Below are 12,492 nucleotides of genomic sequence, written 5' to 3' on the forward strand. Positions count from 1 at the left end.
TCCCAGGCTGTTGCCGACAAAACACTGGTTGTGGAAAGTTTGTCTTCAAAAGGTCCGGAAGAAATTAGGAATGAACTGATAAAAATCAAAGGCATCGGTCATTGGACAATCGATGTGTATCTGATGTTTTGTCTGCAATCACCTGATATTATTCCGCTTGGTGATATCGCAGTTGTTAATACGATAAAGGAATTGTTTGATATCCACGAGAAGGAAGCTATGGCAGCTTACGCCGAAAACTGGAAGCCGTATCGTTCTGCAGCTACTTTTTTTCTGTGGCATTACTATCTTAAGAAACGCGGAAGACAACAGCCTTATTAGGGCTTTGTTATAATATCGTCAAATCTGTTTCATAATTGTCTGAATTTCTTGTTGGAGAGTTGTTTTTGTACTATTTTTGCACCCTCAAAATACGTAAAAGTTAATATAATGACAGCTGATAAAATTAAAACTTTCGATGTGCTGATCGAAATCCCAAGAGGGAGCAGAAACAAATACGAATATGATTTCGAATTGAAAAGAATGCGTTTCGACAGAATGTTATTCTCGTCTATGATGTATCCTGCCGATTACGGTTTTATTCCTGAAACTTTAGCATTAGACGGAGATCCGTTGGATGTATTGGTTTTGGTTAATGAGCCAACCTTCCCTGGATGTGTAATGGAAGTGAAGCCAATCGGAGTTTTCCACATGGCAGATGATAAAGGACCGGATGAGAAAATTATCTGTGTACCTGTTTCTGATCCAATCTGGAACAAATTAGACGATTTGTCCGATATGAACCCTCACTTGGTTAAAGAAATCGAACACTTCTTCCAGGTTTATAAAGATTTAGAGCACAAACAGGTTGATGTTGAAGGCTGGGGAGATGTAAATGATGCTAAACGTATCTTGAAAGAGTGTGTGGATCGTTTCAATGCATTAGAGAACAAGCCGGAAGGATTATTCAGTATCAAATAATAAGATTCCTTAAAATTTTACATAAAAAGCAATATTCTGAAAAGAGTATTGCTTTTTTATTTGTTTTTGTTTCTATATATTTACGAATATATTAACTAACCAAATACCAAAAACAAATTTATGGAATCAATGGTGATTTACGTCCCGGTTATAATGGCGTTGCTGGGGCTTGCCTTTATGTGGGTTAAAAGAAGTTGGGTTTTAAAACAGGATGCCGGTGATGGAAAAATGAAAGAGATTTCAGATCACATCTACGAAGGGGCATTAGCTTTTCTAAAAGCAGAATACAGATTATTGGCACTTTTTGTTATTGGTGCCGCGATAGCTTTGGCAGGTGTTACTTTTGTTGTGCCAACTACACATATATTAATTGTTGTTGCCTTTGTTTTTGGCGCCTTTTTTTCTGCTTTGGCCGGAAATATGGGGATGAAAATCGCAACAAAAACAAATGTCCGTACCACTCAGGCAGCACGCAGCAGTCTTCCTCAGGCGTTAAAGGTTTCTTTTGGAGGCGGAACCGTAATGGGACTAGGTGTCGCAGGTTTAGCTGTTTTGGGATTAACGTCCTTCTTTATTTTCTTTTTTAATTATTTTATGAATGGGACGTGGACTTCCACTCAAGATATGACCGTTGTGTTGGAAACACTGGCTGGGTTTTCTCTTGGAGCAGAGTCCATCGCGTTATTCGCACGTGTAGGCGGCGGAATTTACACTAAAGCAGCCGATGTGGGTGCCGATCTTGTCGGGAAAGTAGAAGCGGGCATACCTGAAGATGATCCACGTAATCCTGCAACTATCGCAGATAACGTGGGTGATAACGTGGGCGATGTTGCCGGTATGGGTGCCGACTTGTTCGGGTCGTACGTGGCAACTGTTTTAGCGGCCATGGTACTCGGAAATTATGTTATAAAAGATATGGGTGGAAGTATTCAGGATGCGTTCGGCGGAATCGGGCCTATTCTATTGCCGATGGCCATCGCAGGTTTCGGAATCCTGTTCTCGATTATCGGAACCATGCTGGTTAAGATTTCCAGCAATGATGCTAAAGAAAAACAAGTACAAGGTGCATTAAACGTCGGAAACTGGGTTGCAATCGGTTTGACTTTGGTAGCTTGCTTCTTCTTGGTGCAATATATGTTACCGGCAACCATGAAAATGGAATTCTATGGGGAAGGCTTAAAGGAAATTTCATCCATGCGAGTGTTTTATGCTACCATTGTCGGGTTGACCGTAGGAGGAGTAATTTCTTCGGTAACGGAATATTATACCGGATTAGGAACCAAACCGGTTTTGGCAATCGTACAAAAATCGGCTACAGGTGCCGGAACCAATGTAATTGCAGGTTTGGCAACCGGAATGATCTCCACATTCCCGACTGTATTGTTATTTGCTGCGGCTATTTGGACATCGTACGCTTTGGCAGGATTCTACGGAGTGGCTTTGGCAGCTTCAGCAATGATGGCCACTACGGCTATGCAGCTGGCAATTGATGCCTTCGGACCTATTTCGGATAATGCGGGAGGAATCGCCGAAATGAGCGAATTACCAAAAGAAGTGCGCACACGAACTGATATTCTGGATTCGGTAGGAAATACAACGGCTGCAACCGGAAAAGGGTTTGCTATTGCTTCAGCAGCATTAACCTCATTGGCATTATTTGCAGCCTATGTTACGTTTACCGGGATTGACGGAATCAATATTTTCAAAGCACCGGTTTTAGCGATGTTATTCGTGGGTGGAATGATCCCTGTGGTATTCTCAGCTTTGGCAATGAATTCTGTTGGAAAAGCTGCGATGGATATGGTGTACGAAGTACGTCGACAGTTCAGGGAAATTCCGGGAATTATGGAAGGAACCGGAAAGCCGGAATACGGAAAATGTGTGGAAATCTCCACAAAAGCGGCTTTGCGTGAAATGATGTTACCGGGTGTCTTAACTATCGGTTTTCCTATCGCAATTGTGTTGTTGGGTAAATTAGTGTATTCGGATAACAATCAATTGATTGCCGAAATGTTAGGAGGTTATATGGCGGGAGTAACGGTTTCCGGTGTGCTTTGGGCTATCTTCCAAAATAATGCCGGAGGAGCCTGGGATAATGCCAAAAAGTCGTTTGAAGCCGGCGTGATGATTAACGGCGAAATGACATACAAAGGTTCCGATGCGCACAAAGCAGCTGTTACCGGTGATACCATTGGGGATCCGTTCAAAGATACTTCTGGACCTTCGATGAACATTCTAATCAAGTTAACCTGTTTGATTGGACTGGTGATGGCGCCAATTTTAGGTGACGGACATATGGCAGCAAATAAAAAAGAAGCATGTTGTGACGGAACAGAAATGCATGTCGGACACAAAATGAAATGTGATATGTCTAAAATGGCATCGATGAGCAAAGAAGAGTGTGCTAAAATGTGTGAGGAAATGGGTTGTTCCGAAGAAGAAAAGGCTATGTGCATGTCGCATTACGACGAAAACGGAAAGTTCATCGGCGAAAACGGAATGATGAAAAATGAAGTGATGAAACATGTTTCCGTTGAAAAAGAAATAAACAACGGAAAAGCCAAAGCAACGATAAAAACCGTTACTGTCGAAAACGGAAAGGAAACGGAAAAAGTAGAAACTTTTGAAGGAACCGAAGCCGAGGTTAATGCTAAAATAGAAGCTTCCAGAAAGAAATAAGTGTTCTGAAAATAAATAAAAGTCTCACAATTTGTGGGGCTTTTTTATTTTATTAATTTTAGCGAAACAACAACAAAATCACAATGTCTAAAATAATTACGTTTTTTCTGGTTTTACTGTCTAACATTGGTTTTGCCCAAAGCAGCTTGCCCTTAATTCCACAACCTAAAGAGCTGATCCAAAAACAGGGAAGTTTTATTTTGAACCGCGGGACAATTATTCTGACAGCAAATTCTCAAAGCGATAACGAGATCAAATTGTTCAACCAGTATCTGAAATCCGCTTATGGTTTCGAACTGATAACAACGACCAATTCCAAGAGTCCCTTAAATACGATTCAGATTCAGGTTGAAAATCCGAAAGACAATCAATCAGGAGCATACCAACTGAAGGTAAGTAATTCACAAATTCAGATTTCATCCAAAGGGAACATCGGACTTTTTTATGCGTTTCAGACATTGGAACAATTATTTCCAACAGGGAAAACAGCAGAATTGAAAATCCCATGTCTTCAGATAAAAGACGAGCCAAAATACCAATGGCGCGGAATGCATTTAGATGTAGTGAGGCACTTTTTTCCAAAAGAATTCATCAAAAAGTATATAGATTATTTGGCGATGTACAAGATGAATACCTTCCATTGGCATTTAACCGATGATCAGGGATGGCGAATTGAAATTAAAAAATATCCCAAATTAACAGAAGTTGGCGCCTGGAGAAAAGGCTCGATGGTGGGACATTATAACGATCAGAAGTTTGATGATAAAAAGTATGGTGGTTTTTATACGCAGGAAGAGATCAGGGAGGTTGTGGCCTACGCCAATGAACGTCACATCACCATAGTTCCTGAAATTGAAATGCCCGGACACGCGCAGGCAGCTCTGGCAGCATATCCTGAATTATCTTGTACCGGAGGTCCGTTCGAAGTAGCAATGCAATGGGGTGTTTTAGACGATGTTTTTTGTCCAAAGGAAAAAACATTTGAATTTTTGCAGAATGTGCTGGCTGAAGTAATTACACTGTTCCCATCACAATACATTCATATTGGCGGTGATGAAAGTCCGAAAACCCGCTGGAAAAACTGTGCGCATTGTCAGGCGCTCCTTAAAAAGGAAGGGCTCAAAGACGAACATGAATTGCAGAGTTATTTTATAAAGCGTATAGAGAAATTCCTGAATGCCAACGGAAGACAAATCATCGGCTGGGATGAAATTCTTGAAGGAGGATTGGCACCCAATGCGGCCGTGATGAGTTGGCGAGGTACCGAAGGCGGAATTGCAGCGGCGAAACAAAAACACAATGTGGTAATGACACCGGGTTCCCATTGTTATTTCGACTATTATCAGGGTGAACCCAAAAATGAGCCACTGGCCATTGGGGGATACATAACCGTGGAAAAAGTATATTCGTTCGAACCGACTCCGAAAGAACTAACTACCGATCAGGCAAAGTATATCTTGGGAGCGCAAGGTAATTTATGGACAGAATACATAAAATCACCCGAACATGTGGAATACATGATTATGCCGCGAATGGCCGCTTTGGCGGAAGTGGTTTGGGGAACTTCAGATGCGACAAAATTCGAAAATTTTCAAAACCGGTTGATTCAGCATTTTTCGGTATATGATGCAAAAGGGATCAATTATAGCCGCGCTCTTTTTGAAGTGACTTCCAGTGTTGGCCCGTCAGAAAAAGGAAATGGTGTTCTTTTTAGTTTGAAATCGGCAAAAAACGGCATTCATTTTACGACAGATGGGACCAAGCCAACCGCTGATTCAAAAAAATATGCAGAACCTATTTCAGTAACAGAAAGCCAAACCGTAAAAGCAGCCTATTTTGAAAACGGAAAGCAAAAAAGTGCCATAATCGAACAGCCTTTCTTTATTTCAAAATCTACCGGAAAGGAAATAAGTTTACTGAACCAACCACATGAAAATTACGGAATCGGAGGTTCGTTTACGTTGGTGGACGGAATGCGTGGAAATATTGGGAAATACGGCCGGGATTGGATTGGTTTCTGGGGTAAAGATCTGGAAGCCACTATCGATTTCGGAAAAGAACAAGGGATTTCAAAAGTAACGGTCGATGTTCTAGCCAACGACGGAAGCTGGATTTATTACCCGAACTATATCGAAGTTTTGGTTTCAACAGATGGAAACGTATTTCAATCGGTGAAAAAGGTTTCGGTTGAAGAAATTAAAAAGATGAAAGGAATTGTGACAGCCGAATTTGGTAAACAAAAAGCAAAATACATTAAGGTTATTGCCCTCAACGCAGGAAAAATTCCTGATGGAAAACCGGGTGCCGGTTCTGATTGCTGGTTGTTTGTGGATGAAATCATGGTGGAGTAATTTCAGGAATAAAAAATAAGGTAATTAATGCAAATCAAAAGGATATGGCAAACCGCAGAAATTTTTTAAAAACAACTGCCATCGCTTCAGTAGCGGTAGCATTGAACGGCTTCCGTGGAAAATCGGAAGAGAATGAATTGGTTGTTCCTCCAGGGAAAGTAAAGAAACCTATTGTGCTTTCGACCTGGAATTTCGGAATACCAGCCAATGCAGCCGCATGGGAAGTTCTTAAAAATAACGGTAGAGCCCTTGATGCGGTGGAAGCCGGTGTGAAAATTCCCGAAGGTGATCCGAACGAACGCAGTGTTGGATATGGCGGAAGGCCGGATCGTGACGGAAGGGTCACTTTGGATGCCTGTATCATGGATGAATTTTCCAATATAGGTTCGGTGGCTTGTTTAGAGCATATCAAACACCCGATTATGGTGGCGCGTGCCGTGATGGAAAAAACACCTCACGTAATGTTGGTAGGGGAAGGTGCTTTGCAATTTGCATTGTCACAAGGCCATAAAAAAGAAAACCTTTTGGTGGAAGCCTCCGAAAAAGAATGGAAGGAATGGTTGAAAACCAGTAAATATGAGCCAAAAGCCAATATCGAAAATCACGATACGATCGGGATGATTGCCTTGGATGCACACGGAAATCTGTCAGGAGCCTGTACCACCAGCGGTATGGCCTACAAGATGCACGGACGCGTTGGGGATTCGCCCATTATCGGAGCCGGATTGTATGTGGATAATGAAATCGGAGCAGCAACGGCAACGGGGCACGGAGAGGAAGTTATCCGAATCGCTGGCTGTCATTTGGTGGTGGAACTGATGCGTCAGGGGAAATCGCCGCAAAAGGCATGTGAAGAAGCGGTGGCGCGAATTGTAAAACTGACCAAAATTCGAAACAAAAACCTTTCAGCCATTCAAGTCGGATTTATAGCATTGAATAAAAAAGGGGAACACGGAGCGTACTGCGTTCAGGGAGGATTCAATTATGCGAAATACGATGAAGACGGAAATAAATTAATAGATGCTGATTACTTTTTGAAATAATGAAAAAACTTGAAATAGCCTGTTTCAATCCTGAATCGGCGTTAATCGCACAGCAAGGCGGAGCTGACAGAGTAGAACTTTGTGATAATATAAAAGCAGGGGGAATCACACCCGATTTTGAGGTTACCAGACAAACCCGAAAAGAAGTAACTATCGATTTGTATGTGATGATCCGTCCTAGAGGTGGGAATTTTGTATATATCGAAGAAGAATTTCAGCAGATGAAAAATGAAATTCTGAAATTCAAAACATTGGGAGTAAACGGATTTGTTTTCGGTATTTTAAATGATGACCGAACCGTAAACATTGAATCCAACTCCGAATTGGTTGAACTGGCGAAACCTCTTCCCTGCACCTTTCATCGCGCTTTTGATGAGGTAACGGATGTTTTCCAGTCGCTTGAGGATGTCATTCAATGCGGATTTTCAACAGTGCTCACATCGGGAACCATGCCTAATGTGACGGAAGGGATTTCGGTTTTGAAAAATTTGGTTGAAAAGTCAAATAACCGTATCGTCATTATGCCGGGTGGCGGATTGCGTTCTGCTAATATTAAAATGCTGCAACAACATACCAACGCGGGTTTTTTTCATTCTTCTGCAATAACCGATGGGGGGGAAGTTGCCAATATTGATGAGGTTAAAGCATTAAAAGCAGCCCTTTCGTGATGAGAACTTTTTTAGTGTTCCTGATACTTTTCTGTCTGCCGCTATTTACGTTGGCGCAAAACCTTCGTCGGGATTTGGGAAAAGAAAACTGGGATTTTAGAAAAAAAGGCGATGTGAACTGGAAACCGGCAACTGTACCGGGAACGGTTCACACGGATTTGCTGAACAACAAACTGATTCCAAATCCTTTTTTCGGAGCAAATGAAAAACAATTGCAATGGATTGAAAACGAAGATTGGGAATACGAAACCTCGTTCACTGTTTCTGCTAAAGAATTAGGAAATAAGAATATCGATTTGCAATTTGACGGGTTGGATACCTATGCCGAAGTTTTTCTGAACGGGACAATGGTTTTAAAAGCCGATAACATGTTCCGAACGTGGAAAACGGCAGTTAAAAAACATCTGAAAGTAGGACAAAACAAATTGAAGGTTGTTTTTCATTCCGCGGTTAAAAAAGGAAAAGAAGAAGCAAAAAAACTTCCCTATACATTACCGGGGGACGAAAAAATATTCACCCGAAAAGCACAGTATCAGTACGGTTGGGATTGGGGACCAAGGTTTGTAACGGCGGGAATCTGGAAAAAAGTGCAGTTGCATTTTTGGAATTCGGCTAAAATTGAAAACCTGCGATACGAACAGAAATCACTCTCGGATGCCAAAGCAGAACTGCTGTTCATCGCAGAGCTGAATTGCCGGAAAGCAGGAGATTATCTGTTGAAAATCAACAATAAATCAGCTTCATATTCACTGAAAAAAGGACGAAATCAACTGAAAATCAGTTATGAAATCAGTAATCCGAAACGTTGGTGGAGCCATGGTTTGGGGGAAGCACATCTCTATCCTTTTACGGTTTCTATTTCACAGGCAACAAAAATTATAGATACAAGAGGATTAAATATCGGATTGCGAACCCTTGAACTGGTTCAGGAAAAAGACAACATAGGGAAAAGTTTTTACTTTAAACTTAATGGCGTTCCGGTATTTATGAAAGGCGCCAATTATATTCCGCCTGACAGTTTTTTGCCGAGAGCCAAGGATTCGGTATATAAAAGTATCGTAAAAAATGCTGTGGATGCAAACATGAACATGCTGCGTGTATGGGGAGGTGGCGTTTATGCGGATGATGCTTTTTACGACGAATGTGATAAAAACGGAATTCTGGTCTGGCAGGATTTTATGTTTGCCTGTGCCATGTATCCGGGCGATAAAAATTTTCTGAATTCGGTAAAGCAGGAAGTGGTTGATAATGTAAACCGACTTCAGAATCACCCAAGTCTCGCAATCTGGTGCGGGAATAACGAAAACGATGAGGGCTGGCACAATTGGGGCTGGCAGAAGCAATACAAGTATTCTGAAAAAGATTCAGCCTCAATTTGGCATGACTATAAGAAATTGTTTCACGAACTGATTCCCAAAACACTTGACAGTCTCCTGTCAAAAGAAAAGAATCTGTATTGGCCGTCGTCACCCTCGATTGGTTGGGGGAGAAAAGAGAGTCTGCTGCAAGGCGATTCGCATTATTGGGGCGTTTGGTGGGGCATGGAACCTTTCGAAATTTATAAAAAGAAAGTCGGACGTTTCATGAGCGAATACGGTTTTCAAGGAATGCCGGCTTTGGAAACATTCAAAACTTTTGCGGATGTAAACGATTTGAATTTTACTTCAGATGCAGTAAAGAATCATCAGAAGCATCCAACGGGCTATCAGACCATTCAAACCTATATGGAGCGTGATTACAAGATTCCGACAAAATTTGAAGATTATATTTACGTATCACAACTGTTACAGGCCGAAGGAATGAAAACTGCGATTGAGGCACATCGCCGGGCAAAACCGTATTGTATGGGAACTTTGTACTGGCAGCTTAATGACTGTTGGCCGGTGACTTCATGGAGCTCGGTGGATTACTTTGGCAATTGGAAAGCCTTTCATTATCAGGCCAAGCGAAGTTTTGAACAAGTTTTGATTTCGGTCGCCGAAGAAGACAATCAGTATAAAGTATATGTGATTAATGATGAACTGAAGCCAAAAAAAGGAAAACTTCAATTGGAAGTGGTTGATTTTAAAGGTAAAAATTTATGGTATTCCTCTTTGGAAGTTATGATAGAAGCAAATACGAGTAAGGCCTATTATTCAATTGCTAAAAAAGAGTTTGAAAATTTCAATCCTAAACAGATCGTATTTTCCGTGAAGCTTTCTACAGTTGATGCGGTTGTGAATTCGGCATTGTATTATTTTGACAAACCCAAAGAATTACAACTGTACAAGCCCAAAATTACAATTACTCACTTAACAGATGATACCATAGAAGTGACTACCGATGTTTTGGCTAAAAATGTTTTCTTGTTTTCCGATAAAGGACATTTTAGTGATAACTATTTTGATTTGCTACCAAATGAGAAAAGGGTAATCAAGATTACAAATTCAATTAAAAACAGTACGGTAAAAACGTTGTTTGATACCTTGTAAATATTAGAAATGCCTCTTGAATTGAGGTATTCCTCTTGAAATAAGTTGTGTGTTTTTGCGGAGTTTTGGTGTTAGAAATTTGGTTGTCAATGATCTTATTCGATACAGTCACATGTTACGGCAAAAACTGCTGCTAAAGCCAGAAATGTAGCTGCTGTGACAGTTCCGATTGTTGCAATTGTTGAAGTTGTTTTGTCAACCTGATGAACGTTTTTAATTTTGTCTTTCTCAATCGGGACTTTTTCCACTTTCCCATTTTTTTTTGTATATCCATAATACATACTGTCTGATTTTTCGACCCAAAGATATTTGTGTGTTTTATTATCTGCAGTGGTGATTTTTATCCTTCCTTCAGTTACTACTGCTTCATCTAAATTTATTGGGGTACTCAAATATACATGGCAACTCTGAAGCAGAAAAGCAACCGATAATAGAAAACAGATGATTTGCATGTTCTTATAGAATGTTTTCATGATTTAAGAATTATTATTGGTATTCTGTGAGTATCAGTAGTTTTTTTTGCGGATCATTTTTTAATGGCTGTTTACTTTGGAAAAATTACAAGATTGTGTCGGGATTAGCCTCATAATCGAATGTAAGTATGCCTATGATAATTATCACAGTGCCTGCTGAAAGTAAAACAGTTCCGACTGTTAGGATTGTAGAATTCGTTTTGTTAACCGGATGAATACTCTTCATGTTTTCTTTTTCTAAAGGGATGTTTACAATTTGACCTTTCATTTTGGTGATGCCATAATAGGTGCTGTCTTTTTTTTTGATTTTCAAGAATTTGTATTTCTTGTTGTCTGTAGTGATGACTTTCATTCTTCCATTGGCAGCGACAGCTTTATCCGGATTTATTGATGCTTTCTGATACACATAACAACTTTGGAAAAGAAAAATAAGGGTCAGAAGCAGGCTTATGGTTTGGATTTTTTTGTACAATACTTCCATGACGCAGCGATTTAGAGTTAATAATCTGTTTGTGCATCAATGGGTCTTGTGGTTGAGGTACATAAAGTTACAAAAAAAGCCTCACTATTTGCGAGGCTTTTCCGTTTAAAATAATCCGTTTATTTCGGCATCAATTCGGTTGATAACATTTCCTAAATGCTCCGGGTTATTGACAAAATCGGTTGTGTCGACATCAATAATCAGTAATTTTCCTTTGTTGTAAGTCTGCGCCCAGGCTTCATAACGTTCGTTCAGGCGGCTCAAATAATCAATGGAAATGGTGTTTTCATATTCGCGTCCTCTTTTGTGGATCTGCGCCACAAGATTAGGGATAGAACTTCTTAAATAAATCAGTAAATCGGGAGCACCTACGAGATTTTCCATCAATTCGAATAAAGTCGAATAATTCTCAAAATCACGATTGCTCATCAGTCCCATGGTGTGCAGATTGGGAGCAAAAATGTGCGCATCCTCATAAATGGTCCGATCCTGAATGATTTTTTTTCCACTTTCACGGATTTGCAATACCTGGCGAAAACGGCTGTTCAGGAAGTAGATCTGTAAATTAAACGACCAGCGATCCATAGAATGGTAAAAATCATCCAGATACGGATTGTCAACCACATCTTCAAAATGAGGTTCCCATTTGAAATGTTTGGATAAAAGTCGGGTTAAAGTTGTTTTTCCGGCACCAATGTTTCCTGCTACAGCTATATGCATTATGGTAAAGTTAATTTATAATTTCTGATTTCGTTGTCGGTAAAAATAGATAAAATTTGTTCTCTGTAATAGAAACTTCCAATGCTTTTTTTAGGGAGTTGAAGAATTTGTGAAGTTTCTTTTTCGATATCATAAAAGCTTAAGATATTGTCCCTTTTTAACAATAGTTGTTTGGAAGATACAATCTGAATATCATCATATTCTGGTACTTTGCCAAGGAAATTGATTTTACCGAATATATTAGAGGCGAACAATTGATGTTCTTTATCAATCCAGTAAAAATAATTGTAATCGGATTGCGTTTTTATAATAGGGACTTCAAAAGTTACCGTGATAGGATTGAATGTTCTTTTAAGATAATTGTAAAGACCGAGTTTCTGGGTGGCGAAATCAAACAGCCAAAGTTGATTTTGAGAGGCCATGCTAACCCATTGCGGTTGTAGCTCCGGATTAGTTTCTGAAAAATTGATTCTGATGGTTTCATTAAGTTGGTTGTCTAATAAAACAACGGCATTCATTTCTTTGTAAAACAGCACTATTTGCAAAGGGTTTTGCAGATCGATGCGGTCTATTTTGCCTAAAGCAACATTTTTATAGTCTTGTTTTTTTTGATTTCCCTCTTTTGTTAAAATGTTATCTTTTACAG

Annotated in this window: 11 protein-coding genes; 7 read left to right on the forward strand and 4 right to left on the reverse strand. The window is 40.0% G+C overall.

The features are described 5' to 3' along the window. The 7 genes from VLB74_RS00175 to VLB74_RS00205 all read left to right on the forward strand — a co-directional run. Nucleotides 1-321 (forward strand): DNA-3-methyladenine glycosylase family protein (locus VLB74_RS00175; RefSeq protein ID WP_414655579.1); only part of this gene is annotated, 321 nt, incomplete at its 5' end. Nucleotides 322-429: 108 nt separating this feature from the next. Continuing rightward, nucleotides 430-960 (forward strand): inorganic diphosphatase, encoded by a 531-nt coding sequence (locus tag VLB74_RS00180; protein WP_325201453.1) that lies wholly within the window; start codon nt 430-432, stop codon nt 958-960. A gap of 120 nt (nt 961-1,080) precedes the next feature. Beyond that, a complete protein-coding gene (locus tag VLB74_RS00185; protein ID WP_325201454.1) occupies nt 1,081-3,639 on the forward strand; it encodes a sodium-translocating pyrophosphatase in 2,559 nt (852 codons plus the stop codon). Between the two features lie 83 nt (nt 3,640-3,722). Continuing rightward, the gene (locus tag VLB74_RS00190; protein ID WP_325201455.1) at nt 3,723-5,990 is read left to right on the forward strand and encodes a glycoside hydrolase family 20 protein; all 2,268 of its coding nucleotides are present in this window, start codon (nt 3,723-3,725) and stop codon (nt 5,988-5,990) included. A gap of 44 nt (nt 5,991-6,034) precedes the next feature. After that, nucleotides 6,035-7,033 (forward strand): isoaspartyl peptidase/L-asparaginase family protein, encoded by a 999-nt coding sequence (locus VLB74_RS00195; protein ID WP_325201456.1) that lies wholly within the window; start codon nt 6,035-6,037, stop codon nt 7,031-7,033. After that, nucleotides 7,033-7,701, forward strand: coding sequence for a copper homeostasis protein CutC (locus VLB74_RS00200; protein ID WP_325201457.1), 669 nt, complete (start codon nt 7,033-7,035; stop codon nt 7,699-7,701). Before VLB74_RS00195 ends, VLB74_RS00200 begins: the two co-directional genes overlap by 1 nt. Continuing rightward, nucleotides 7,701-10,172, forward strand: a complete 2,472-nt coding sequence (locus VLB74_RS00205) for a beta-mannosidase (protein WP_325201458.1) — start codon at nt 7,701-7,703, stop codon at nt 10,170-10,172. The genes VLB74_RS00200 and VLB74_RS00205 overlap by 1 nt, the downstream gene beginning before the upstream one ends. A gap of 95 nt (nt 10,173-10,267) precedes the next feature. On the opposite strand, the gene VLB74_RS00210 is transcribed toward VLB74_RS00205, so the two are convergent. From VLB74_RS00210 to VLB74_RS00225, 4 genes are all read right to left on the reverse strand, one after another. Further along, the gene (locus VLB74_RS00210; protein WP_325201459.1) at nt 10,268-10,645 is read right to left on the reverse strand and encodes a hypothetical protein; all 378 of its coding nucleotides are present in this window, start codon (nt 10,643-10,645) and stop codon (nt 10,268-10,270) included. A gap of 85 nt (nt 10,646-10,730) precedes the next feature. Further along, nucleotides 10,731-11,126 carry a hypothetical protein gene (locus VLB74_RS00215; protein ID WP_325201460.1) on the reverse strand — a complete coding sequence of 132 codons (396 nt, stop codon included), beginning with the start codon at nt 11,124-11,126 and terminating at the stop codon, nt 10,731-10,733. A gap of 105 nt (nt 11,127-11,231) precedes the next feature. After that, nucleotides 11,232-11,846 carry a deoxynucleoside kinase gene (locus VLB74_RS00220; protein ID WP_325201461.1) on the reverse strand — a complete coding sequence of 205 codons (615 nt, stop codon included), beginning with the start codon at nt 11,844-11,846 and terminating at the stop codon, nt 11,232-11,234. Next, nucleotides 11,846-12,492 (reverse strand): hypothetical protein (locus VLB74_RS00225; RefSeq protein ID WP_325201462.1); only part of this gene is annotated, 647 nt, incomplete at its 5' end. The genes VLB74_RS00225 and VLB74_RS00220, both read right to left, overlap by 1 nt.

Origin of the sequence: Flavobacterium sp. (assembly GCF_035456225.1) — a bacterium.
In the GTDB taxonomy this organism is placed as follows: Bacteria; Bacteroidota; Bacteroidia; order Flavobacteriales; family Flavobacteriaceae; genus Flavobacterium.